This window comes from Sphingopyxis sp., from assembly GCF_034380315.1.
Lineage (GTDB): Bacteria > Pseudomonadota > Alphaproteobacteria > Sphingomonadales > Sphingomonadaceae > Sphingopyxis.
In genome coordinates this window covers 220,998-243,821 of sequence record NZ_JAXMPB010000002.1, presented here as the reverse complement: position 1 = coordinate 243,821, position 22,824 = coordinate 220,998, and the positions used below count along the sequence as shown (strand labels likewise).

Annotated in this window: 23 protein-coding genes and 1 tRNA gene; 10 read left to right on the top strand and 14 right to left on the bottom strand. The window is 65.1% G+C overall.

Going from position 1 to position 22,824, the window contains the following annotated elements; all coding sequences use genetic code 11:
• Positions 1–10: 10 nt before the first annotated feature.
• The 4 genes from U0S50_RS04230 to U0S50_RS04215 are packed head-to-tail and all read right to left on the bottom strand — an operon-like array spanning position 11 to position 2,079.
• Positions 11–862 (bottom strand): CoA ester lyase, encoded by an 852-nt coding sequence (locus tag U0S50_RS04230; RefSeq protein WP_322307512.1) that lies wholly within the window; start codon positions 860–862, stop codon positions 11–13.
• Positions 862–1,314 carry a MaoC family dehydratase gene (locus tag U0S50_RS04225; RefSeq protein WP_322307511.1) on the bottom strand — a complete coding sequence of 151 codons (453 nt, stop codon included), beginning with the start codon at positions 1,312–1,314 and terminating at the stop codon, positions 862–864. The genes U0S50_RS04230 and U0S50_RS04225 overlap by 1 nt, the downstream gene beginning before the upstream one ends.
• A 31-nt stretch (positions 1,315–1,345) precedes the next feature.
• Positions 1,346–1,627, bottom strand: coding sequence for a hypothetical protein (locus U0S50_RS04220; RefSeq protein ID WP_322307510.1), 282 nt, complete (start codon positions 1,625–1,627; stop codon positions 1,346–1,348).
• A complete protein-coding gene (locus U0S50_RS04215; protein WP_322307509.1) occupies positions 1,624–2,079 on the bottom strand; it encodes a hypothetical protein in 456 nt (151 codons plus the stop codon). Before U0S50_RS04215 ends, U0S50_RS04220 begins: the two co-directional genes overlap by 4 nt.
• Before the next feature lie 41 nt (positions 2,080–2,120).
• On the opposite strand from U0S50_RS04215, the gene cysD reads away from it, so the two are divergent.
• The 5 genes from cysD (at position 2,121) to U0S50_RS04190 (ending at position 7,902) form a co-directional block, all read left to right on the top strand.
• Entirely contained in the window at positions 2,121–3,026 is a 906-nt protein-coding gene (gene cysD, locus U0S50_RS04210; protein ID WP_322307508.1) for a sulfate adenylyltransferase subunit CysD, read from the top strand.
• On the top strand, positions 3,026–4,942 hold the full coding sequence (cysN, locus tag U0S50_RS04205; protein ID WP_322307507.1) for a sulfate adenylyltransferase subunit CysN: 1,917 nt from the start codon (positions 3,026–3,028) through the stop codon (positions 4,940–4,942). The genes cysD and cysN overlap by 1 nt, the downstream gene beginning before the upstream one ends.
• A 1-nt stretch (position 4,943) precedes the next feature.
• Positions 4,944–5,690, top strand: coding sequence for a 3'(2'),5'-bisphosphate nucleotidase CysQ (locus U0S50_RS04200; protein ID WP_322307506.1), 747 nt, complete (start codon positions 4,944–4,946; stop codon positions 5,688–5,690).
• A gap of 123 nt (positions 5,691–5,813) precedes the next feature.
• Complete coding sequence (locus U0S50_RS04195) at positions 5,814–6,572, top strand: SDR family oxidoreductase (protein WP_322307505.1); 759 nt, start codon at positions 5,814–5,816, stop codon at positions 6,570–6,572.
• Positions 6,573–6,762: 190 nt separating this feature from the next.
• Positions 6,763–7,902, top strand: a complete 1,140-nt coding sequence (locus tag U0S50_RS04190) for a zinc-binding dehydrogenase (protein WP_322307504.1) — start codon at positions 6,763–6,765, stop codon at positions 7,900–7,902.
• A 64-nt stretch (positions 7,903–7,966) separates the two neighbouring features.
• Here the strand turns inward: U0S50_RS04190 and U0S50_RS04185 are convergent, their stop codons facing one another.
• The 4 genes from U0S50_RS04185 to U0S50_RS04170 all read right to left on the bottom strand — a co-directional run bounded on the left by U0S50_RS04185 (position 7,967) and on the right by U0S50_RS04170 (position 12,184).
• On the bottom strand, positions 7,967–9,121 hold the full coding sequence (locus U0S50_RS04185; RefSeq protein WP_322307503.1) for a cell wall hydrolase: 1,155 nt from the start codon (positions 9,119–9,121) through the stop codon (positions 7,967–7,969).
• A gap of 8 nt (positions 9,122–9,129) precedes the next feature.
• Positions 9,130–10,050, bottom strand: coding sequence for a cysteine synthase A (gene cysK / locus U0S50_RS04180; RefSeq protein WP_322307502.1), 921 nt, complete (start codon positions 10,048–10,050; stop codon positions 9,130–9,132).
• Positions 10,051–10,068: 18 nt separating this feature from the next.
• Entirely contained in the window at positions 10,069–10,719 is a 651-nt protein-coding gene (locus U0S50_RS04175) for an alpha/beta hydrolase (RefSeq protein WP_322307501.1), read from the bottom strand.
• A 172-nt stretch (positions 10,720–10,891) separates the two neighbouring features.
• On the bottom strand, positions 10,892–12,184 hold the full coding sequence (locus tag U0S50_RS04170) for an MFS transporter (protein ID WP_322307500.1): 1,293 nt from the start codon (positions 12,182–12,184) through the stop codon (positions 10,892–10,894).
• A gap of 125 nt (positions 12,185–12,309) precedes the next feature.
• Here U0S50_RS04170 and U0S50_RS04165 point away from each other — a divergent pair, with 125 nt between their 5' ends.
• Positions 12,310–14,025 carry a DUF885 domain-containing protein gene (locus U0S50_RS04165; protein ID WP_322307499.1) on the top strand — a complete coding sequence of 572 codons (1,716 nt, stop codon included), beginning with the start codon at positions 12,310–12,312 and terminating at the stop codon, positions 14,023–14,025.
• Positions 14,026–14,076: 51 nt separating this feature from the next.
• Here U0S50_RS04165 and U0S50_RS04160 read toward each other — a convergent pair whose 3' ends face one another.
• Positions 14,077–15,372, bottom strand: a complete 1,296-nt coding sequence (locus tag U0S50_RS04160; RefSeq protein ID WP_322307498.1) for an RsmB/NOP family class I SAM-dependent RNA methyltransferase — start codon at positions 15,370–15,372, stop codon at positions 14,077–14,079.
• 58 nt (positions 15,373–15,430) lie between these two features.
• On the opposite strand from U0S50_RS04160, the gene U0S50_RS04155 reads away from it, so the two are divergent.
• Positions 15,431–15,640 carry a DUF1674 domain-containing protein gene (locus tag U0S50_RS04155; protein WP_322307497.1) on the top strand — a complete coding sequence of 70 codons (210 nt, stop codon included), beginning with the start codon at positions 15,431–15,433 and terminating at the stop codon, positions 15,638–15,640.
• A 34-nt stretch (positions 15,641–15,674) separates the two neighbouring features.
• Here the strand turns inward: U0S50_RS04155 and U0S50_RS04150 are convergent, their stop codons facing one another.
• From U0S50_RS04150 to U0S50_RS04140, 3 genes are all read right to left on the bottom strand, one after another.
• Positions 15,675–16,223 (bottom strand): cytochrome b, encoded by a 549-nt coding sequence (locus tag U0S50_RS04150; RefSeq protein ID WP_322307496.1) that lies wholly within the window; start codon positions 16,221–16,223, stop codon positions 15,675–15,677.
• 13 nt (positions 16,224–16,236) lie between these two features.
• A complete protein-coding gene (locus tag U0S50_RS04145) occupies positions 16,237–17,016 on the bottom strand; it encodes a SapC family protein (protein ID WP_322307495.1) in 780 nt (259 codons plus the stop codon).
• Between the two features lie 116 nt (positions 17,017–17,132).
• Positions 17,133–18,557, bottom strand: a complete 1,425-nt coding sequence (locus U0S50_RS04140; RefSeq protein ID WP_322307494.1) for an FAD-binding oxidoreductase — start codon at positions 18,555–18,557, stop codon at positions 17,133–17,135.
• A gap of 189 nt (positions 18,558–18,746) precedes the next feature.
• On the opposite strand from U0S50_RS04140, the gene U0S50_RS04135 reads away from it, so the two are divergent.
• Both U0S50_RS04135 and U0S50_RS04130 read left to right on the top strand, forming a co-directional pair.
• Positions 18,747–19,265 carry a hypothetical protein gene (locus tag U0S50_RS04135; protein ID WP_322307493.1) on the top strand — a complete coding sequence of 173 codons (519 nt, stop codon included), beginning with the start codon at positions 18,747–18,749 and terminating at the stop codon, positions 19,263–19,265.
• Positions 19,266–19,396: 131 nt separating this feature from the next.
• Positions 19,397–20,779 carry a DEAD/DEAH box helicase gene (locus U0S50_RS04130; protein ID WP_322307492.1) on the top strand — a complete coding sequence of 461 codons (1,383 nt, stop codon included), beginning with the start codon at positions 19,397–19,399 and terminating at the stop codon, positions 20,777–20,779.
• 47 nt (positions 20,780–20,826) lie between these two features.
• Here U0S50_RS04130 and U0S50_RS04125 read toward each other — a convergent pair whose 3' ends face one another.
• Positions 20,827–21,843, bottom strand: a complete 1,017-nt coding sequence (locus tag U0S50_RS04125; RefSeq protein WP_322307491.1) for an NADP-dependent oxidoreductase — start codon at positions 21,841–21,843, stop codon at positions 20,827–20,829.
• 99 nt (positions 21,844–21,942) lie between these two features.
• On the opposite strand from U0S50_RS04125, the gene U0S50_RS04120 reads away from it, so the two are divergent.
• A tRNA-Ala gene (locus U0S50_RS04120) sits at positions 21,943–22,018 on the top strand.
• A gap of 64 nt (positions 22,019–22,082) precedes the next feature.
• Here the strand turns inward: U0S50_RS04120 and U0S50_RS04115 are convergent.
• The gene (locus U0S50_RS04115) at positions 22,083–22,811 is read right to left on the bottom strand and encodes a TonB family protein (protein ID WP_322307490.1); all 729 of its coding nucleotides are present in this window, start codon (positions 22,809–22,811) and stop codon (positions 22,083–22,085) included.
• Positions 22,812–22,824: the final 13 nt, after the last annotated feature.

Genomic DNA, 22,824 nt, shown 5'->3' with positions numbered 1-22,824 from the left:
GCGCCGCCGGTCAGTCGGCCAGCGACAGGATGTGCATCGCCTGTTTCAGATGCGGGGCATCGACCATTTTTCCATCGACCTGCAGGACGCCCGCGCCGGGATTTGCGGCGAAAGCATCGACGATGGCCTGCGCCCGCACGACCTCTTCGGCGGCAGGGGTGAAGGCGGCATTGATCGGCTCGACCTGCGACGGGTGGATCGCCATCATGCCGGTAAAACCGTCGCGCCGCGCCCGCGCGGCATAGGCGGCAAGCCCGGCTTCGTCCTTGATCGCCGGGTACACCGTATCGATGGCTTGCGCCGCAGCGGCGTGGGCGGCGAACAATGTCAGCGCCCGTGCGACGCGATAGGGCTCGGTATAGCTTCCATCGCTTTCGCGGCTGGTCACGGCGCCGATCGCGGCGGGAAGGTCTTCGGCTCCCCAGGTCAGTCCCAACAGCCGTCCCTGTACTTCGCGGTAACTGCCGAGGGTAAAGATCGCCGCCGGGGTTTCGGTCGCGATGGGCAATATGGGCGGCAGTGACGCATCGGCGGCGGACTCGCTGCGCAGGATCGTATCGAGCTGCGCGATACTGGGCGCCCCTTCTGCCTTGGGCAGCATGATGGCGTCGGGCCGCGCGCCGATGATCGCGGCAATGTCGGCGGCGGTCATGCGGCCATCGAGCGGATTGACGCGCACCAGCGTAACCACCTCGCGCGATCCCGCCAGATAATCGGCGATATGGCGGCGCGCGATATCCTTGTTCGCCGGGGATACCGAATCTTCGAGGTCAAGGATGATGGCATCGGCTCCCGACGCTGCGGCCTTCGCAAAGCGTTCGGGGCGGTCGCCGGGGACGAAGAGGAGGGAACGAAGCCGCATCACGCATCCTTTTTCTTGATAAGCGCCGACCGCTCGCACTGGCAGACGATTTCGCCGCGCTGGTTGATGCAGCGGTGAAGGAAGGTCACGATTCCGGCATTGGGCCGGGACTTCGATTCTTTGGTCCCGATCACTTCGGTTTCGGCGTGCAGCGTGTCGCCGATGAACACGGGCTTCGGCATGACCAGCTTGTCATAGCCCAGATTGGCAACCAGCGTGCCCAGCGTCGTGTCGCCGACCGACAGCCCGACCATCAGGCTGAAGGTGAAGGTGCCGTTGACTAGGATCTGGCCGAACTCCGACGCCTTCGCGGCTTCCAGATCGATGTGCAGCGGCTGTGGATTGTGGGTCATCGTCGAAAACAGCAGATTGTCGGTTTCCGTCACCGTCCGCCGGATTTCGTGCGTCAAAGTGTCGCCGACGGTCCAATCATCGAAAAATCTGCCTGCCATAATGTCTCGCTCCGTGGGGCGCTGCGGCCCGTCATTCATTGCCGCCGGTCGAGGCCGCGGGCGCCTCCTTGACGATCAGATAGCGATAGACGCCGATCGCGTTGATGACCAGCAGGGCGATGTTCTGCCAACCGATCCCTTCGCTGTCGGACTGGACGAAGCCCCAGGCGATCAGGGCCGCGCTGCTCGTCACGAAGACGACAAACGCCCAGCCGGTCCAGCGCCGCCCAAGGTTGAGCGACACGATGAGCGCGGCGATCGTCGACGCCGCCGCGCCATAATATTGCAGCGCGTCGAGCAGCCCGTCGGTCACAGGATGGCGCCGATCAGGGCAAAGATGCCCGATGCGGCCAGCAACGGCCAGATGATGTGCCGCCCCCGTGTATAGGCGGCGTTCGCCATGCCGGTGGCGAACCAGCCCGTACCGATCAACAGGACAAGGCCCCGCGGCGTTCCGGGCCAGGCGACCGTCGCCGCCGACATCAGCATCAGCACCGCGGTGGCATACCATGCGAAGCAAAGCACTTTGCGGGCAAGTTCATTGGCCAGGATGCCGCCGTCGAGCGCCAGCAGGGGATGCAATATCCGCCTTGCCCCGGCGATGCCGTGGACCAGTGCCGATGCGATCATCGCTGCGGCGGACAGCCAGAGCCAGATCATCGGCATGACCGGGATGGGCGGGGGCGGCGGCGTGACGAGCGGGGCGTGCGTGGCGTGCTGGGCATGGGGGCTTCCAAAGGCTGGCTTGCAGGGATGAAAGGCCATACAGTTTGCCTGTCGCTTTCGACAGGGGCAATGGCATCCGCATGATCGATACGCTTACCCATCTCGACCGGCTCGAGGCCGAGAGCATCCATATCATGCGCGAAGTGATGGCCGACGCGGCAAAGCCCGTGATGCTCTATTCGGTCGGCAAGGACAGCGCGGTGATGCTGCATCTGGCGCGCAAGGCCTTTTATCCCTCGCCGCCGCCCTTTCCGCTGCTCCACGTCGATACGACGTGGAAGTTTCAGGCGATGTATGAATTGCGCGACCGTATGGCGGCCGAAAGCGGCATGGAACTGATCGTCTATCAGAATCCGGAAGCGAAGGAGCGCGGGATCAACCCCTTCGATCACGGCCCGCTGCACACCGACATGTGGAAGACCGAGGGGCTGAAACAGGCGCTCGACCTGCATGGTTTCGACGTCGCCTTTGGCGGCGCGCGGCGCGACGAGGAAAAGAGCCGTGCCAAGGAGCGCATCTTTTCCTTCCGCACCGCCAGCCACGGCTGGGACCCCAAGAAACAGCGCCCCGAGCTCTGGAACCTCTATAACGCGCGCAAGGCGAAGGGGGAAAGCATCCGGGTCTTCCCGATCTCCAACTGGACCGAGCTTGATATCTGGCAATATATCGCGCGCGAAAACATCCCGATCGTGCCGCTCTATTTCGCCGCGCCGCGCCCGACGGTGGAGCGCGACGGGCTGTTGCTGATGGTCGACGACGACCGCTTTCCGCTGCTGCCCGGCGAAACGCCGGTGGAACGCTCGGTGCGTTTCCGGACCCTTGGCTGCTACCCGCTGACCGGCGCGGTTGCGAGCGAGGCGGCGACGCTCAGCGAAGTGATCCAGGAAATGCTGCTGACGACCACCAGCGAGCGCCAGGGCCGCATCATCGACAAGGACGGCGGCGATGCGTCGATGGAGAAGAAAAAGCAGGAGGGGTATTTCTGATGACCGACCCCATCTATGTCACCGATGCGCTGATCGCAGAGGATATCGACGCCTATCTGGCACAGCATGAGCAAAAATCGCTGCTGCGCTTCATCACCTGCGGCAGCGTCGACGACGGCAAGTCGACGCTGATCGGGCGGCTGCTCTATGACAGCAAGATGATCTTCGAGGATCAGCTCGCGGCGCTCGAGGCCGACAGCAAGCGCGTCGGCACCCAGGGGCAGGAGATTGACTTCGCCCTCCTCGTCGATGGCCTCGCCGCCGAGCGCGAGCAGGGGATCACGATCGACGTCGCCTATCGCTTCTTCACCACCGAAAAACGCAAGTTCATCGTTGCCGATACCCCGGGCCACGAACAATATACGCGCAACATGGTGACGGGCGCCTCGACCGCCGATCTTGCCGTGATCCTGATCGACGCGCGCAAGGGGGTGCTCACCCAGACCCGCCGCCACAGCTTTCTCGCTCACCTGCTCGGCATTCGCCATATCGTGCTGGCGGTGAACAAGATGGACCTTGTCGGTTATGACAAGGCGGTGTTCGACCGCATCACGCTGGCGTACCGGGCCTTCGCCAGCGAGATCGGCATCACCCATTTCACCGCGATCCCGATTTCGGGGTTCAAGGGCGACAATATCACCGCGCTGTCGCCGAACACGCCCTGGTTCAAGGGGCCCGCGCTGGTCGAGCATCTGGAAAATGTCGAGGTCGGCGGCAAGGCCGACGAGGCCAAGGCATTCCGTATGCCGGTCCAGTGGGTCAACCGTCCCAACCTCGATTTCCGTGGTTTTTCGGGGCAGATCGCCGGCGGATCGGTCAAGCCGGGCGATCCGGTGCGTATCCTGCCCAGCGGCAAGACGACGCACGTGGCGCGCATCGTCACCCTCGATGGCGATCTTGGCGAAGCGGTCGCGGGGCAATCGGTGACATTGACGCTCGCCGACGAGGTCGATTGCTCGCGCGGCGACGTGATCGCGGCGGCCGACAATCCTCCGCAAGCCGCCGACCAGTTCGAGGCGACGCTGGTGTGGATGGCCGACGAGGCGATGATACCGGGGCGCGCCTATTGGCTCAAACTGGCGACCCAGACGGTGTCGGCGACCGTGCAGCCGCCGAAATATGAAATCAACGTCAACACGCTCGACCATCTGGCGGCCAAGACATTGGATCTCAACGGCATCGGCGTCGTCGAACTGTCGACCGACAAGCCGATCGTCTTTGAAACCTACGCCGACGATCGGGCAAGCCCCAACAAGGTGCTGGGCGGCTTCATCCTGATCGACAAGCTGACCAACGCGACCGTCGCGTCGGGGATGCTCAATTTCAGCCTGCGCCGGGCACAGAATGTCCACTGGCAGGCAAGCGACATCAGCCGCGAGATGCGTTCGGATCTCAAGAATCAGAAACCCGCGCTGCTGTGGTTCACCGGTCTGTCGGGGTCGGGCAAATCGACGATCGCCAATCTGGTCGAAAAACGGCTGCACCGGATGAACCGGCACAGCTTCCTGCTCGACGGCGACAATGTCCGCCACGGACTGAACCGCGACCTTGGCTTTACCGAGGCCGACCGGATCGAGAATATCCGCCGCGTCGGCGAGGTCGCCAAACTGATGACCGACGCCGGGCTGATCGTCATCACCGCCTTTATCTCGCCCTTCCGCGCGGAACGCGAGATGGTGCGCGGGATGCTGCCCGACGGCGAATTTATCGAGGTGTTCATCGACACCCCGCTTGCGGAGGCCGAGCGGCGCGACGTCAAGGGGCTCTACAAAAAGGCCCGCGCCGGCCAGCTCAAGAATTTCACCGGCATCGACAGTCCCTATGAAGCGCCCGAAAATGCGGAAATTCATATCGACACGACCGCGATGACGCCCGAAGAAGCCGCAGACCTGATCATCGACCGGCTACTGGGATAAGATGCACGAAAGCGACGAACAACTCGCCGAAAGGCTCGCCACCGCGGCGGGCGACATTCTGCTCGCGTTGCGCAGCGGGAGCGAACTGGAAGGCAAGGCGCTCGGCAAGGCGGGGGACGAAGCCGCCAACGCGATGCTGTGCCGCGAACTGCGCGCCGCGCGGCCCGCCGATGCGCTGCTCTCCGAAGAGGAGAAGGATAATGCCGCACGCTGCGGGCAGAGCCGCGTCTGGATCGTCGATCCGCTCGACGGCACGCGCGAATATGGCGAAGGGCGGAGCGACTGGGCCGTGCATGTTGCGCTCGCCGTCGATGGCGTGGCGCGGGTCGGCGCGGTCGCGCTGCCGGGCCTGGGGGTGACGCTGACGTCCGGGGCGCCGAAACCGCTGCACCCGGCCAATGCGCCGCTCAGGATGCTTGTCAGCCGCACCCGCCCCGCCGCAGAGGCGGTTTTCGTCGCCGGGCGAATGGGCGCCGAACTGCTCGCCATGGGATCGGCGGGGGCAAAGGCCATGGCGGTGGTGCGCGGCGAGGCCGATATCTATCTCCACACCGGCGGCCAGTATGAATGGGACAATTGCGCCCCCGTCGCGGTCGCCGCGGCCGCCGGACTGCATGTCAGCCGCGCCGACGGGGCGCCGCTGCGCTATAATAATCGCGATACCTATCTGCCCGATCTGCTGATCTGCCGAAAGGAACTGGCGACCGACGTGCTGCGGCTGGCGGCGGACTATTCGTCGGCGACCTAGCCTCTCGGCAATTGGGTGCCGTCACCCTGTTGTCGTGAACGGCGATTTGACCGCAAGAATCGGGGCGCGGCGTCCTTCGCCGCACCGATAGAGCGCCATGACCAACCTCTGAAAGGACAGGTCATGGAACTGGAAAACAAGACAATAATCGTTACCGGCGCGAACAGCGGCATCGGCGCTGCGGCGGCACGGCTGTTTGCGGCCGAAGGCGCGAATGTGGTGCTCGGCGCGCGCCGCGCCGCGCCGCTCGAAACGGTCGCGGACGCGATCGTGCAGGCGGGTGGCCGCGCGGTGTGCCTGGCGGGCGACGTGACCGATGAAGCTTATGCGGCAAAGCTGGTCGATCTCGCCGAACGGGCCTTTGGCGGGCTGGACGGTGCGTTCAACAATGCCGGCGTTGTCGGCGCGATGCAGCCTGTCCCGGATATGGCAATCGACAATTGGACCGACGTGATCGCGGTCAATCTGACCGGCGCCTTTCTGGCCGCGAAGGCACAGATTCCGGCGATGCAGGCGCGCGGGCAGGGCTCGATCGTCTTTACCTCCTCCTTCGTCGGTTTCAGCAACGGCGGAATGCCGGGCATGGGGGCCTATGCGGCATCCAAGGCGGGGTTGGTCGGTTTTGCGCAGTCGCTGGCGTCGGACCATGCTGCCGAGGGGATCAGGGTCAATACGCTCCTGCCCGGCGGTACGATCACACCGATGGGCGGCGAGAATGACCCCGCCGCGCTCGCCTTCATCGCCGGATTGCATCCGATGAAGCGCATGGCGGCACCGATCGAGATCGCACAGGCGGCGCTGTTCCTGCTGTCCGACCGGTCGAGCTTCATGACGGGAAGCCCGATGATCGCCGATGGCGGCGTGTCGGTGCGATTGCTGTGACGACGAACCTCGGTCCGGCGCTGCCGGTACGGCAAGGGTGGGGGTGAGGGGGAGGGCAGACAGCGGGCAAGGCGTCCGTTCCTTGCCCGCGAACGCCGATCAGGGCATTTTTTCGACGCTGGCGATTGCCAGTGCCGCTCCATGTTCCTATTTCCGTTGCATCTGAAAACCGACCTATGGGAGACGCCCGATGACCGACCTGCCCGCGACCAATTTGACCATGCTGACGCTGGTAAAGCCCGAAGGCGAGCTGGAGGTGTTTTTCGAGCGCCGTCCGATGCCCGAACCCGCGCCGCACGAAGTCGTGGTGAAGATCGCGACTACGCCGATCAACCCGTCCGACCTTGGCCTCCTGTTCGGTGCGGCAGACATGACCAGCGCGCGGGCGTCGGAACGCGATGGGCTGCCCGTCATCACCGCCGACATTCCGGAGGTCGGGATGCGGGCCATGGCGGGCCGTGTGGGCGAAGCCTTGCCGATCGGCAACGAAGGCTGCGGTGTCGTGGTCAAGGCGGGCTCGTCGCCCGAGGCGCAGGCGATGCTTGGAAAAACGGTCGCGCTGCTCGGCGGCGAAATGTACGCCGAATATCGCTGTCTGCCGATCCAGATGGTCATGCCGCTTCCCGACGGCACCGACCCGGTCGATGGCGCATCCTGCTTCGTGAACCCGCTTACCAGCCTTGCCTTCACCGAAACGATGCGCATGGAAGGGCATAGTGCGATCGTCCATACCGCCGCCGCGTCGAACCTCGGCCAGATGCTGGTGAAAATCTGTGCCAAGGATGGCATTCCGCTGGTCAATATCGTGCGCAGCGACGCCCAGGTCGCGATGCTGAAGGATATCGGCGCGCAATATGTGCTGAACAGCAGCGACCCCGATTTCCAGTCGCAACTGGTCGACGCGATCAGCGAAACCGGCGCGACATTGGGTTTCGATGCGACGGGTGGCGGAAAGCTGGCCGGACAGGTGCTGGGCGCGATGGAGGTCGCCGCGGCAAAGCGGATGACGACATACAGCCGCTATGGTTCCGACACCTTCAAACAGGTTTACATCTACGGCGCGCTCGACCTCAGCCCGACGATATTCTCAAGCCGGGCGGCGGGGCTGTCCTGGTCGTTGTCGGGCTTTTTGCTGACCCATTTCCTGCAACGCAGCGGCGCCGAAGTCGCGGGACGGATGCGCCAGCGCGTGATCGATGAACTGACGACGACCTTCAAGAGCCACTACAGCCACCAGATTTCGCTGACCGACGCGCTCAAGATGGACGTGGCGCAGGCCTATAATGCGAAGCGGACGGGCGAGAAATATCTGATCAGGCCGCACGGCTGATATCGCCCGGCATCGCGACGATGCGAACCGCGCCATGGGCAGAAGCGCCGCGGGCCCTCCGCGGTCAGCGCTTCATGCACTGGCGCGTGTCGTCGCGCTTATACTCGCTGCAATTCCACAGGGCCTTTTCAAATCCGGCCTTGTCGTCGCGCAGATAGGAAAAGCTCATCGCCGCACGCTGCATATCGTTCATCGCTTCGCCATCGGGTTTCAGAACCGGGTTGGTCCAGCCCATGAACTTGCAATAGGGACGCTCGCCGCACAGGCGCAGCGCGGTCGTGACAAAGCTTTCCGGCGCGGCGCGGCGATCGAGCTGGACAAGGAGCGTTTCGCGCACCGCCGCCTCATCGGCGCGCGGGACGATCCGGACCTCGCCGATCTCGGCCTTCGCGTCGATGCCGGCGGTTTCGACCGGCAGGCCCAGAGCGGCGGCATGGAGCGGTGACAGCGCGGCGAGCTTGGCGACCGGGGCGTCGTCGCCCGACACCGCACCGCGAAAGGCGCCCGGCGTTCCCCAATAGCCCGGCCAGCGGAAGAAAAGATGCGTGTCGACGATCGCGATCTTTTCCAGGCTGTCGCTCCAATAGGGGCGGACCCAGTCGGTGTGATAATGGGTGGCAAGCCCGACCGGCGCATAGGTCGTGCCCGACAACATCCGGTCGGCATTGGTCCGGGCGCGGGCCCACGCCGCATCGGAATAGCGGCGCGCCAGCGCGCCGTCGCAGGTGAAGGTGAACTGGCACCCGGTCGTCCGCTCGGCGCCCTGAAACACCACGCCGCAGATCGACTTGGGAAAGGCCGGATGCCGGGCGCGGTTGATCACCACCTGGCCGACCGCCTGCTGCCCCTTTGCATCGTCGCCGGCCTCATAGATCATCGCGGCGGCCAGGCAGTCGCGCGCCCGCGCCCGCGCGTCCCCGTTACCGGCATAGGTAAAGGGGCGCGGCGCGATGAAATCCTTGGTGATCAGGGCGATGCGGGCGTTTGCGCTGCGCGCATGGTCTTGGGTAACCGGCGCATATTCCATTGGCGGTGCTGCCGGCACGACATCGGCGGGCGGCGCCACCGGATGCGGCCGCGCCATGTAGCGCGCGCCGCCCTTTTCGCCATTGGCATAGAGGACGGCGCCGATCGCCGCCGCCGCGAGCAGGGCGAACAGCCAGCCCGTCCAGTCGCGCGCAAGCGGCGGCCAGGGCGTCGGCGACGCGGAACCGTCCATCGCGGGGGTCAGATTTCGGGCAGGAAGTCGGGCACCGACAAATAACGCTCGCCGGTGTCATAGTTGAAACCGAGCACCCGGCTGCCCGCGGGCAGTTCGGCGAGTTTCTGCCGGATCGCCGCCAAGGTCGCCCCCGACGAAATGCCCACCAGCATGCCTTCCTCGGTCGCGGCGCGGCGCGCCATGTCCTTGGCGTCGGCTGCATCGACCTTGATCACCCCGTCGAGCAGGTCGGTGTGCAGGTTGCGCGGAATGAACCCGGCGCCGATGCCCTGAATGGGGTGGGGCGCGGGCTGGCCGCCCGAAATGACCGGCGAGGCCAGCGGTTCGACCGCGAACACCTTCATATTCGGCCAATGGGCCTTCAGAAACTGTGCACAGCCGGTGATATGGCCGCCGGTGCCGACCCCGGTGATCAGCACGTCGATCGGCGTATCCTGGAAATCGGCGAGGATTTCGGGGCCGGTGGTGCGGACATGGACATCGACGTTGGCGTCATTTTCGAACTGCTGCGGCATCCAGGCGCCGGGCGTGGTTTCGACGAGTTCGATCGCGCGCTCGATCGCCCCCTTCATTCCCTTTTCGCGCGGCGTCAGGTCAAAGGTCGCCCCATAGGCGAGCATCAGGCGGCGCCGTTCGACCGACATGCTTTCGGGCATGACCAGGACCAGCTTGTACCCCTTGACCGCCGCCGCCATCGCCAGGCCGATGCCGGTGTTGCCCGACGTGGGTTCGACAATCGTGCCGCCGGGCTTCAGGCTGCCGTCCTTTTCGGCGGCTTCGATCATCGCCAGGCCGATGCGGTCCTTGATCGATCCGCCGGGATTGCTGCGTTCCGATTTCACCCAGACCTCGGCGTCGGGAAACAGTTTGGCGACCCGGATGTGCGGGGTGTTGCCGATGGTGTCGAGGATCGAATTGGCTTTCATGGTCGATACGCGCTTTCTTTATGGTCGGACCGAAGAGGCCCGCGGCGTCAGGCGGTTCGGCCAGTCTCCGCTACGGAGCCAGAGCCGCTCGTCGGCGAGCGCGGGGGTCGGCGCGGGTTGTAACGAGGCGAGCAGATACTGTCCATAAGGCCAGTCGCCGATGCCCGATGCGGCATTGATGTGACCAAAGGGACCGGCGTTGACGAAGCGCGCGTCCCAGCGCCGCGACAGCCGCCAGACATGCGCCGATTTCGCATAGGGATCGTTGTCGCTGCCGACGACGATCATCGGCGGCCGCGCCGAAAAGGCCGGGGCCGCGGTGAATCCCGAAACGCGGCTGTCACGGTTCAGCCGCGACAGGTCGGGCGGGGCGACCAGCAGCGCGCCCAAGATGCGCGAACGGTCGAGCGCCGCCGCGTTGGCGAACCAATGGGCAAAGGCGTGGCAGCCAAGGCTGTGCGCGGCGATCAGCACCGGTTCGCTTTCGCCCGAAATCGCATCGGCGATCGCGGCGACCCATTTGTCCTTCGCCGGGGCGTGCCAATTGCCAAGGTCGATGCGTTCGCACGCGGCAAATTTTCGTTCCCACAGGCTTTGCCAATGGGCGGGGCCGCTGTTGTCGAGGCCGGGAATGGTCAGGATTTTGCGGCTGATCAGCGCGCTGGGCATGACGGTTACTCCTTTGAGGAACAAGGGAAACCGCGGTGACGGGTGCCGACACTTTATATCAATTAAATTGATAGACAATAGGGCGTCGATCAAAGGAGATGGGATTGCGTCGAACTGCGCCGGCACCGGGCGCGGCGCGAAGGATCGCGTCCGCGACACCGCAACGGGTGGGCTATGGCGTGCGAAACTGCGGTTCGAAGGTGCGCGCCCGGCGCAGTTCGGGAAATATCCAGGCCCACAGCGCGGTGATCCCGATCGCGCCGACGCCGCCGATGACAACGGCGCCGACCGGCCCCAACAGCGCGGCCATCGCCCCGGCGCGCATCTCTCCCAGTTCGTTCGATGCCGATATGGCAAGGCCGGAGGCGGCGCTGACACGGCCGCGCATGTGATCGGGCGTGTTGAGCTGGATCAGCGTCCCGCGCACGAAGACCGAGAACATGTCGGCGGCCCCCAGAATGACGAGCAGCGCCATCGACAAAAGAAAGCTCGTCGACAGGCCGAATCCCACGGTGGCGGCACCGAACACCGCGACCGCCCACAACATCTTGACCCCGACGTTGCGTTCGATCGGGCGAACCGCGAAAATTGCCGCGATAATGACCGCCCCCGCCGCCGGGGCAGCGCGCAGCAGGCCGAGCCCTTCGGACCCGATGTGCAGTATGTCATGGGCAAAGACGGGCAACATGGCGGTCGCGCCGCCGAGCAGCACCGCGAACAGGTCGAGCGTGATCGTCCCGAGGAGAAAGCGCTCGCGCCACACGAACTGAAGGCCGTCGACCATCTCGCGCAGCGGGTGTCGGCGCACCTCGGCGGGCGGGGGCGGCACGGGACGCACCCGGCTGAGCGAAAAGGCCGAGATGCCGAGCAGCGCGGCAGAGAATATATAGACCGACGTGGGATGCGCGGCATAGATCAGGCCGCCGACGGCGGGGCCCACGATCGACGCGCCTTGCCAGGCCATGCTGCTCAGCGCGACGGCGCGGGGCAGGACGGCGGCGGGAACAATATTCGGCGCGATGGCGGCAAGCGCCGGCCCTGAAAAGACCCGCGCGACGCCGTGCAGCGCGGCCAGCGTGAACAGCAGCGGCAGGGTCAGCGCCTCGGTCCAGGTGAACCAGCCGAGCATGGCCGCAATGGCCAGGTCGATGAGGTTCGAAAAGATCGCGACGCTGCGCCGTTCGAAACGGTCGACGGCCCAGCCGGCCACCGGGGTCAGGATCGCCAGCGGAACGAACTGGACGAGCCCGAGCAGGCCGAGTTGCCACGAGGCATCGTAAACCGACATGCCATAGTCGTTTCGCGCGGTCAGATAGACCTGATAACCGATGACGACCACCATCGCGATCGTCGCCATGACGGCAGAGAAGCGCGCGGCGAGCAGAAAACGGAAATCGACATAGGCGAGGGGGGAGCGCGGGACGTCCGAAGATGCCGGCTGAACGGAAGGAGTGTCGGTCGCCATTGCGATCCGCCGTAAACGGCTTTTCGGCGCTGTCCAGACCCGGTGTGGCTGCCGTTTGTCGATTAACGGATGCGGCCGCGGTCGCGGCTTGGCACACAGGGGCCACAGATTGGGGAGAGTTCGACATGAAAAGCAAATTGTCCCGTTTCGGCGGTGCCGCCATGGCCGCCACCTTGCTGCTTCTCGGGGGCTGCGATGCCGCTGGCGACAAGACCGCGACGAAGGCGGCGAACTGGACCGAGTTCCGCGATGCTTTCCTCGCGGGCTATTTCCCGCTGAACCCCGGTTTTGCGGTCTATCAGGGCAAGCATGAGTTCGACGGGCAACTCCCCGACTGGTCGCCCGAAGGGTTGGAGAAACAGGCGGCCTATCTCGAAAAGGCGATCGCCGACGCCAGGGCGTTCGATGGTGCGATGAACGACGCCGAAAGGTTCGAACGCGATTATCTGATACATGTCGCCGAAGGACAGCTCTTCTTTTTGCGTGATACCGATTTCGCTCGGAAAAGCCCGGCCTTCTATGTCGGGGCGCTGGACCCCAACGTCTATATCGCCCGGCCCTATGCCGACGCCGAAACGCGGATGAAGGCGTTCATCGCCTATGCGGAAAACGTCCCTGCCGCCGCGGCGCAGATCAAGGCGAATCTCCAGCTGCCGCTGCCCGCCACCTTCGTCAAATATGGCGCGGCGGGCTTTGGCGGCTTTGCGGACTATTATACCGGTGACGCCAAGGCGGCCTTTGCCGAGGTCAAGGATGCGGCGCTGCAAAAACGGTTCGACGACGCAACGGCAAAGGCCGGGGCGGCGATGACCGATCTTGCAAAATATGTGGAATCGCAGCCGGGAACCGCCGACGGCTATGCGCTGGGTGCCGACAAATTTGCGAAGATGATCCGCACCAACGAGGGCGTCGATACGCCGCTCGACGAACTGGAACGGATCGGAGAGGCCGATCTCAAGCGCAATCAGGACGCGCTAAAGGCCGCCTGTGCGACCTATGCCGCCGGAATGAGCATTGCCGACTGCATGAAAAAGATGGGCGCCGACAAGCCCGCCGACGGCCCCGTCGCCGAAGCGCGGCGACAGCTTCCCATGCTGCGCGCCTTTCTGGTCGAAAAGGATCTGGTGACGATCCCCGGTACCGAAGAGGCGAAGGTAGAGGAATCGCCGCCCTATAATCGCCAGAACAGCGCCTATATCGACATTCCCGGCCCTTATGAAAAAGGGCTGCCGTCGGTCTATTACATCTCGCCGCCCGATCCCGCGTGGGACAAACAGACGCAGATGGATTTCGTACCAGGCAAGAAGGATCTGCTCTTCACCTCGGTTCACGAGGTCTGGCCGGGCCACTTCCTGAATTTCCTTCATTCGAACCGTGCGACAAGCATCTTCGGCAAGCTGTTCGTCGGCTATGCCTTTGCCGAGGGGTGGGCGCATTATACCGAAGAAATGATGTGGGACGCGGGCCTGAACGCGGGCGATCCCGAAACCCATATCGGGCAATTGTCGAACGCGCTCCTGCGCAACTGCCGCTATCTGTCGGCGATCGGGCTTCACACCAGGGGCATGACCGTCGCGGAATCGGAAAAACTGTTCAAGGAACAATGCTATCAGGACGAAGGCAATGCGCGGCAACAGGCGGCGCGCGGCACCTATGATCCGCTCTACCTCAACTATACGCTGGGCAAGCTGATGATCCGCAAGCTGCGCGAAGACTGGACGAAGGGCGACCGGACGAAGTGGAAGGCGTTCCACGACGAATTCCTGTCCTATGGCGGGCCGCCGATCCCGATGGTGCGCGCCGCGATGATGAAAGAGGAATCGCCGAAGGCGGTGTTCTGATACAGGCCGGCGCCGGGGCTGTCCGCAACCGGCGGCCCCGGCACCATGTCGTCAGGGCGCGCGCAGCCGCGCGATGAAAAATCCGTCGAGCCCCCCTTCTGCGGCCAGCAGGCCGGGCAGGGTGCGGACAAGGCCGTCGGCATCGGGCGCGATCGCCTCGGGCAGCTCGGCTGCCGTCACGGCGTCGATACGCCAGCCGTCGTGCGCGGCCAGGAATTCGGTGATCCGCTCTTCCCCTTCCGCGCGTTCGAGCGAACAGGTGGCATAGACCAGCAAGCCGCCGGGCTTTACCCAGCGCGCGGCGCGGGTCAGCAGTTCGCTCTGGAGTATCGCCATCTCGGCGATTTGCGCGGGCTCGATGCGATGCAGGACGTCGGGGTGCCGGCGAAAGATGCCCGTCGCCGAACAGGGCGCGTCGAGCAGCACGGCATCGGCGGGGGATGCCGGTTCCCATGTCCGGATGTCGCCTTGCACGACGTCGGCCGACAGGGCGGTGCGGGCAAGATTTTCGGTCAGCCGGGCCAGGCGCTTCGCGCTGGCGTCCACTGCCGTCACCTTCCAGCCCGCCGCCGCGAGTTGCATCGTCTTGCCGCCGGGGGCCGCGCAAAGGTCCAGGATATGCCGCCCCTCGCCGTCGCCGAGCAGCCGGGCCGCGAGACCCGCTGCCAGATCCTGGACCCACCAGCCGCCTTCGCGATAGCCGGGCAGCGTTTCGACCGCATGGCCGCGGGGCAGGCGCCGGTGACGCGGGGCAAGCTGCACGGTGTCGGGCCAGTCGGCATCGCTCGTTTCGGCCGCGAAGCTGAGGTCGAGCGGTGGGGCGCTGCTCCACGCCGCCGTGGCGGCCGTCGCCATCGCCTCGCCCCATTGCGCGGTCCAGCGTTCGGCGGTCGCGGGGGGCAGGGTGGCGGTGTCGGGCAATTGCCAGCCATCCTGCTGTGCCCGGGACAAAAGGGCGTGGACCAGTCGGCGCGGTCCGCCGGCGACCAGCGGCAGGGCGGTCGACACCACGGCATGGGCCGGGCTTTTCAGGACCAGCAGCTGGGCCAGCGCGATGCGCAGGACCGCGCGCGATTTGACGTCGTCGGGCAGGATCTGGCTGGTCGCGCTGTCGATCAGCGCGTCGATGTCGGTCATCCAGCGCAGCGTTTCGGATACGATCGCGACGGCAAAGGCGCGGTCGGCGGGCGGCAGCCCCTGCGTCGCGGCATGGACCGCGATGTCGAGCGGGTCGCCGCGACGCAGCACGGCGTCGATCAGGCGCAGCGCGGCGCGGCGCGGGGCGGTGCCCGGCGGGTCGGCTTCGCCCGGATGGCGGCGGCGGCGGGGCGGGCGACGGTCAGCCACGGGATGGAAACAGCTTGTGGTTGGCGTGGGCCATGGGAAATCCTATAATGGCCGGACTATGACCGACCTTGTGAAAAAGGACAGCGTTGGCGGCACGCCGCGCGCGACGCAGCGTCCACCGCATGTAAAAGCGCCCGAAGGCTGGAGCAATGAACCCGTGCCGGTGCCCGAAGCCGTGCGCGAGGACAAGGCCGAAGATCAGCCGGGCGGCCGCAATCCCGTTCGCTACGGCGATTGGGAGTATAAGGGGCTGGCGATCGACTTCTGAACCGATCGTCTCCGGAACCGGCGGCGCCGTCGGTTCAAAAGGGATTCATGCGTCCGATCAGCCCGGTGCGATCGACAAACTGGTGTTTCAGCGCCGCCAGAATGTGAATGGCGGCCAAAACGAGCATGGCGATGCCCAGCGTCTCGTGGCGTTCGTGCATCTGGTCGGCCAGGGCTTCGTCGGGGCCGACGATCGCGGGCAATTGGAACAGGCCGAAAAAGTCGATGGGCCGGTCGGCTGCGGAAAACCAGATCCAGCCCGACAGCGGCAGCAGGATCAGCAGCGCATAGAACAGGAAATGGACGATTCGGCTCATCGGGCGCTGCCAGGCCGGGGTGCCCGCGGGTTGCGGCGGGGGGCGGTGCCCGATGCGCCAGAGGATCAGCAGGACGGTCAGCCCCAGCACGGCGATGCCCAGCGGCTTGTGAATATTCATGAGCGCCATGCGCGTCGCTCGCGGCAGGCCTTCGGTCAGCATGGCAAGGCTGATATTGGTCAATACCGCCAGGCCGATGGCCCAGTGGAGCCATATGGCCACCTTCGTATAGCGCATCCCGGGGGCGGCGTTTGCGATGGTGGCCATATTGATCCTTTCGTCAGGCGGTCGGGGCTTCCGTTACCTGCGGCATCTTGCCACTTTTTACCTGTTCGGCAAATACTTCGCGCATCAGTTGCAGCGAGAAGAGGTGCGCAAAGATCAGCGGCAGCATTCCGTTCTGCATCATCTTGCGCAGCACGTCGCCGCGCAGTTCGCGCAGCTTGTTCTCGTCGACCATCTGGAAACCGCGATAGACGAAAGGCTGCGGATTGCCTTCCTGCTGGATCGCCACTTCGCCGTCCATCAGCAGGTCGGCCTTTTTCAGTTCTTCGACGAACATGCCGGTGCGCTGACCGGATTCCTCGAAATTCTGGCAGAATTGCAGGATCGCGTTGGTCGCTTCCGACGGCTTGGCATCGTCGAACAGCGCATCGCCTTCGTCGAACTTGCCGATCGCATCGGCGGTCGGGTCAAAGCACAGCGACAATTCTTCGCTGTCGGGGCGCAGGCGCGCCAGCAGGAACGGATAGCGGCGGATATAGGCCGGGACATAGACGGGGTTGATCAGCTTGCCCTCGGCGTCGACAAAGGTGTTCACCCCTTCGTTCATGCCCATCAGCGCCAGCGGAACCGGATTCTCGCCCGCCGAAAAGACGATGGGATAGAAACGCGATGCCGGAACGAATTCGTCGCTGGTCAGCGGCACGGCATGCTGGTTGATCAGAAAATCGGCGCGGTCGAGCGGGCGCGCTTTCCAGTCGGCATGATCGACGCTCGAAAGCGGAACGAGGTCTTTGTAGAAAATCGGCAGGTTGGAAGGCGCGGGCGCAGTGGCCATGATGAAGCTCCGAAACAAAAGGCCCCGGCGTGCCGGGAAGAAAAAGACAATGGCGGGCCTTATTGGCCTATGCGCCCCGACGCAAGGGGCCGATATGCTTTCGCCCGATGCGGCGGTCAGCCGATCAGCTTGCCGGGGTTGAAAATGCCCGCGGGGTCCATCCCCGCCTTGATTGCGCGGAGGGCCGCCAGCCGGGCGGGGCTGTCGAGTTCCGCCATGACGTCACGCTTCATCTGCCCGATGCCGTGCTCGGCCGAAATCGAGCCGCCCCATTCCAGCACATGCGCATAGACGAGGCGACTGACCGCGGCGCCGTGCTCGGCCAGCCAGGCGGCGCCATCCGGCCCGGCGGGCGGCTGCACATGATGGTGGATATTGCCGTCGCCGAGGTGGCCGAAGGAAAGGGCGCGAACGCCGGGAAAGGCGGCGGCGAGTCGCTGAGGATTTTCGGCGATGAAGGCGGGCATCCGCTCGACGGGCACGCTGATGTCGTGCTGAAGCGCAGGCCCCTCGGCGCGCTCCGCTTCCGAAATCGAATCGCGGATGCGCCAGAAATCCTCGCTCTCGCTGTCGTTCTTGGCGATGGCGGCATCATCGACCAGCCCTGCCGCAAGCGCGGCCGTCAATTCGGCCTCGATCGCGGCATTCAGCGCCGCATTGTCGTCGCCCGCAAGCTCGACAAGCGCATACCAGGGCGAGGATCGCGCGAGCGGCGAGCGTGTCTGGGGAATGTGGCGAAGCACGGCGTCGAGACAGCTGTGCGGCAGTATCTCGAATCCTTCGAGTTCGCGCCCCAGCGCGGCATCGAGGCGGCGGAGCAGGTGCAGCGCCGCCTCCGGCGTGGCCAGGCCCACCCATGCGGTTTGCCGCGCGGCATTCGCCGGCACGAGCCGCAGGCTGGCCGCCGTCACGATCCCCAGGGTCCCTTCGGCCCCGCAGAAAAGATGGCGCAGGTCATAGCCCCGATTGTCTTTCTTGAGCGGGGCCAGCCCGTCAAGGACGCTGCCGTCGGGCAATACGGCCTCGATCCCCGCGACCAGCGCGCGCATCGTGCCGTGGCGCAGCACCTGCGTTCCGCCGGCGTTGGTCGAAACGAGGCCGCCGATCGTCGCCGACCCCTTGCCGCCGAGCGTAAGCGGAAAGCGCAGCCCGTCGGCCAGCGCGGCGTCGTGAAAATGCGAAAGGATGACGCCCGCCTCGGCGACGGCGATCCGCGCATCGACATCCAGCGTTCGAATCCGGTTGAGCCGCCGGGTGCTGAGCAAAAGCTGATGCCCCGATGCGTCCGGCGTCGCGCCGCCGACCATGCCGCTGTTGCCCCCCTGCGGGACGATCGCGACCTGCGCCTCGGCGCACAGGCGCACGATCGCGGCGACTTCCGCGGTCGTGGCGGGCGATAACAGCGCCGGGGCCGCACCCTGATATTTGCCGCGCCAGTCGGTCAGCCAGGGCGCGATCGTCGCGGCGTCGGTGGTAAAGCCTTTCGGCCCCAGCAGGGATGCCAGATCGCCGAGCAGCGAGGCGGAGGGTGGGCGCGTCATGGCGGTTGGCTCCGGAAAAATGGCACGTCAGGGCGTGATGGGCCTCGACAGCAGTTCATTTGATGTTCAATCATGGCTGCTATTGGGGGCGATGGACGAATATTGAACTTTCGTCCAGCCGACATCGGAGCGGAAATTTTGGACATGCCGTATGACCGCATCGCGCACTGAAGGGGCGTTCGCATCGCCGTGTTGAGTTGGGCCGCCTTTCTGTTCGCGGGCGCCGGCCCCGTCGCCGACGCTGCGCCGCCGGAACCTTTGGTGTCGGTGGTGTTGCCGATCCCCGAATCCCAGACCGCCTCCTATTGGCAGATGGTGATCGAGCAACAGTTGATCATTCGCGTCCCGGCCCGTCGTTCGTCGCTCAACAATTTCGTCGCAACCCCGCGCGCCCCGACGCGCCCGCGCGAGCAACCGATTGTCTGGAAGGAAAAAAAGGCGCCGAAATGCGTCTCGATGCGCAATATTCTGGGGATGCAGGCGACACAGCGCGACAGCATCGACCTGATCACGCGGCAGGATCAGCGGCTGCGCGCCCGCCTGAATCGCGGCTGCCGCGCGCTGGATTTCTATGCCGGCTTCTACATGGAGGGGAATAAGGACGGAAAGCTGTGCGAAGGGCGCGACCAGATCCATGCGCGCACCGGCGCGAAATGCGAGGTCGACAAGTTTCGCCTTTTGGTTCCCGTCCCCCTGGAAGAGGATTGACGCTGCGCAACGAAAAATCGCGGCGTTTCGTCGGCTTTTCTTGACTTTTCCTCTTCGCTTGCCCAATGGCCCCGGCAGCAACGGCTTGCGTGGGACGCCGTGCTGAAACAATTTCCGGACATGATGACCCTATGAAATTTGCCGACATCGGCCTTTCCGACGAACTTTTGCGCGCCGTTACCGAAGCGGGCTATGACGAACCGACACCGATCCAGGCGGGGGCGATCCCCTCTGTCCTGATGATGCGCGACATGATCGGCATCGCCCAGACAGGGACCGGCAAGACCGCGTCCTTCGTTCTGCCGATGATCGACATTCTGGCGCATGGCCGGGCGCGGGCGTTGATGCCGCGCTCGCTGATCCTCGAACCGACGCGCGAGTTGGCGGCGCAAGTCGCGGAAAATTTTGAAAAATACGGAAAGTATCACAAGCTTTCGATGGCGCTGCTCATCGGCGGCGTCCAGATGGGCGATCAGGTAAAGGCGCTGGAAAAGGGCGTCGACGTGCTGATCGCGACGCCCGGCCGCCTGATGGACCTGTTCGAACGCGGCAAGATATTGCTGACCGGCTGCAATCTGCTCGTGATCGACGAAGCGGACCGTATGCTCGACATGGGCTTCATCCCCGATATCGAAAATATCTGTACCAAACTGCCGGCGAATCGCCAGACGCTGCTGTTCTCGGCGACGATGCCGCCGCCGATCAAGAAGCTGGCCGACAAATTCCTGTCGAACCCCAAGACGATCGAAGTCGCGCGTCCTGCCAGCACCAACGAGAATATCACCCAGTTCCTGGTCAAGACCAGCGAGCGGGGCAAGCGGGAAACCCTTCGCGGTCTGCTCGAAGAAGAAGATATCGGCACCGCGATCATCTTCTGCAATCGCAAGACCACGGTTCGCGAACTGGCGAAATCCTTGCAGCGCCATCGCTATCATGCGGGCGAAATCCATGGCGACATGGACCAGTCGAGCCGTATCGCCGAACTGGAGCGCTTTAAAAAGGGCGACATCAACATCCTCGTCGCCTCCGACGTTGCGGCGCGCGGTCTCGATGTAAAGGGCGTCAGCCACGTCTTCAATTTCGACGCGCCGTGGCATCCCGACGACTATGTCCACCGGATCGGACGGACCGGCCGCGCCGGGGCCAAGGGCCGGGCGTTTACGCTCGTCTCGCCCTCGGACGACGAGGCGATCGACAATATTCAAAAGCTGACCGGCACCAAGATCGATGTGCTGGCGCGCGCCGACAAGGGTGAAAAGCCCGGCGAAACATCGGACAATGCGGGCGATGCGGACGAGCGTCCTGCCCGCGGCAAGCGCGGCGCGCGTTCGGGCAAGGGCAAGGCCGAAGGCGGCGATCGCCCCCGCAAGGTCGATGCCGCAAAGGACAAGCCGGCTCGCCGCGATGACCGGCGGAAAGCGGCCCCGCGCCGCGAACGCGATGATCTCGACGGCCCCGACGATGGCTGGAACGGTCCGGTTCCGGACTTCCTGTCGGTCGGTTTCAACGGCTGAGAACACGGGCCACCGGAAACGGCGGCCCTCCTTCTCGGGACCCGGCGCTAGAGCCGGACGAGCATCTTTCCGATATTGTCGCCGCTGAACAGGCCCAGAAAGGCCTCGGGAGCGGCCGCGATGCCGTCTTGGACGGTTTCGCGCATCGTGACCGCGCCGCTCGCGATAAGCCCGCCCATGTCGGCGTAAAATTCATCGACGCAATCGGTGAACTGGTCGGTGTAGATAAAGCCTTCCATTCTGATCCGCGCCGGAATCGCCCGGATCAGATATTTCATCTCCTGCGCCCGACCGTCATTATAGACGTCGATCATGCCGCAGATCGCGAACCGCGCGAAATCATTGGCGGTCGCAAAGGCGGCGTCGAGGTGCTCGCCGCCGACATTGTCGAAATATACGTCGATTCCGGGCTTTTCGAGCGTGCGCAGCGCCGCGGCCAATTGGTCGAGGACAGGCCCGGCCTTGTAATCGATCGCCGCATCGGCGCCGAGCTCGCGGACCCACTCGCATTTCTCGGCGCCGCCAGCCGATCCGATCACCGTCATTTCGCGCGCCTTGGCGATCTGGACGACCGCCGATCCGACCGCGCCTGCCGCCGCCGAGACAAAGATGGTGTCTCCGGGTTTGGCCGCAGCGATACGCAGCAGCCCGATCCACGCCGTGCCGCCGGTCAGCCCCATGTTGTGGAGGAAGGTTTGCGGCGACATCCCTGATTGCAATGCCGCCTGGGGCAACTTGCGCGGCATCAGTTCCAGCCCGATCGCGCCCCCCTCGCGCCAGCCGCCCATGTGCAGGATGATGTCGCCGGGGGCAAAGCCGTCGAGGCGGCTCTCGATCACTTCGCCGATCGCGCCGCCGGTCATCGGCTGATCGATCTGGAAGCTCGCGGCATAGCTTTTGGCATCGTTCATGCGCGCGCGCATATAGGGATCGACCGACAGCCATCGATTGCGGACACGCAATTGCCCGTCGGCGAGCGGCGCGTCGGGAATGTCGCGAAGGGCGAAATTGTCAGGGGTCGGCAATCCTCGCGGACGGCTCGTCAAACACCATGCTCTTGCCATAGCTTACCCCCCTGATCCGGAAATGTGACCGATGGACAGGCTATTGGTCAGAAAGCCGTTGCCACTGTCAAGCTGTGTCGGTAAGACCCCGCCGGTCGCGGGGCCGTAGCTCAGATGGGAGAGCGCTGCAATCGCACTGCAGAGGTCAGGGGTTCGATTCCCCTCGGCTCCACCAGACCCGACCGACAATCGCCGCCGCGCGCGTCCATCGCATCCTTGTCCGACATCCGTTGTTCGCTCTATCGCCGTCTTTCGAGCCACCAGCTCTGGCGCCAGCCATAGGGGCTTGCGACGGCGACGCCGCGTGCGTCGGTGGCGGGGCGGAAACGAAAGCGTTCCTCGATCAGGCGACAGGTCGTGCTATCCAGCGCTGCATCGCCGCTCGACCGAACGGTCCGGCATCCGCTGACGCGCCCGCTGGGCTCGACGGTAAAGCGGACCTCGACATCGCCGCCGACCTTCGCCTGGCTTGCCGCGCGCGGATAGTCGCGGTCGCGAATCGTTCCGCTTTGCCAAATGGGGCGCGTACCCGCTCCGGACCCGTTTCCCGACCCTCCGGCGCCGGTGCCGTCGCCGCGTCCGCCCGCCCCCGATCCGGGGCCGGGATTGGGCGTTGCTCCGGCCGAATCATCGCGGCCGATCCCCGGTTGCGGGGCTGCGGCGACGGGGGGCGTCACGGGCGGCAGCTTGGGCTTGGGCGCCAGGACGGGTGCCGCTTTTGCCGTCTTGTTCGCGGCCGATGCCTTGCCGCTTGGCGTGTCGCGTGCGGCGGGGTCCGGTGTCGGGGCGGGTGTTGGCGCGGGGGGCGGGGCGGGGATCGATATGGCGGCGATCGTTTCGCTCACCGTCCGGACCATGTCGATGTCCAGCCCGCGCGCCAGGATGAACCCGGCCGCCGCGACGGCAAGCAGGGCCGCGGCGCCCGATGTCGCGCGCTGGCCCCCTGAAATTCGACCCGTATAGACCATGGCCTCTCTTTCG

Coding starts and splice junctions, on each gene's coding strand:
- U0S50_RS04155 (WP_322307497.1), top strand. CDS start 15,431: ATGACCGACCTTGTGAAAAAGGACAGCGTTGGCGGCACGCCGCGCGCG.
- U0S50_RS04230 (WP_322307512.1), bottom strand. CDS start 862: ATGCGGCTTCGTTCCCTCCTCTTCGTCCCCGGCGACCGCCCCGAACGC.
- cysN (WP_322307507.1), top strand. CDS start 3,026: ATGACCGACCCCATCTATGTCACCGATGCGCTGATCGCAGAGGATATC.
- U0S50_RS04130 (WP_322307492.1), top strand. CDS start 19,397: ATGAAATTTGCCGACATCGGCCTTTCCGACGAACTTTTGCGCGCCGTT.
- U0S50_RS04185 (WP_322307503.1), bottom strand. CDS start 9,121: ATGGACGGTTCCGCGTCGCCGACGCCCTGGCCGCCGCTTGCGCGCGAC.
- U0S50_RS04150 (WP_322307496.1), bottom strand. CDS start 16,223: ATGGCCACCATCGCAAACGCCGCCCCCGGGATGCGCTATACGAAGGTG.
- U0S50_RS04165 (WP_322307499.1), top strand. CDS start 12,310: ATGAAAAGCAAATTGTCCCGTTTCGGCGGTGCCGCCATGGCCGCCACC.
- cysD (WP_322307508.1), top strand. CDS start 2,121: ATGATCGATACGCTTACCCATCTCGACCGGCTCGAGGCCGAGAGCATC.
- U0S50_RS04125 (WP_322307491.1), bottom strand. CDS start 21,843: ATGGCAAGAGCATGGTGTTTGACGAGCCGTCCGCGAGGATTGCCGACC.
- U0S50_RS04170 (WP_322307500.1), bottom strand. CDS start 12,184: ATGGCGACCGACACTCCTTCCGTTCAGCCGGCATCTTCGGACGTCCCG.
- U0S50_RS04140 (WP_322307494.1), bottom strand. CDS start 18,557: ATGACGCGCCCACCCTCCGCCTCGCTGCTCGGCGATCTGGCATCCCTG.
- U0S50_RS04190 (WP_322307504.1), top strand. CDS start 6,763: ATGACCGACCTGCCCGCGACCAATTTGACCATGCTGACGCTGGTAAAG.
- U0S50_RS04200 (WP_322307506.1), top strand. CDS start 4,944: ATGCACGAAAGCGACGAACAACTCGCCGAAAGGCTCGCCACCGCGGCG.
- U0S50_RS04145 (WP_322307495.1), bottom strand. CDS start 17,016: ATGGCCACTGCGCCCGCGCCTTCCAACCTGCCGATTTTCTACAAAGAC.
- cysK (WP_322307502.1), bottom strand. CDS start 10,050: ATGAAAGCCAATTCGATCCTCGACACCATCGGCAACACCCCGCACATC.
- U0S50_RS04115 (WP_322307490.1), bottom strand. CDS start 22,811: ATGGTCTATACGGGTCGAATTTCAGGGGGCCAGCGCGCGACATCGGGC.
- U0S50_RS04215 (WP_322307509.1), bottom strand. CDS start 2,079: ATGGCCTTTCATCCCTGCAAGCCAGCCTTTGGAAGCCCCCATGCCCAG.
- U0S50_RS04225 (WP_322307511.1), bottom strand. CDS start 1,314: ATGGCAGGCAGATTTTTCGATGATTGGACCGTCGGCGACACTTTGACG.
- U0S50_RS04175 (WP_322307501.1), bottom strand. CDS start 10,719: ATGCCCAGCGCGCTGATCAGCCGCAAAATCCTGACCATTCCCGGCCTC.
- U0S50_RS04195 (WP_322307505.1), top strand. CDS start 5,814: ATGGAACTGGAAAACAAGACAATAATCGTTACCGGCGCGAACAGCGGC.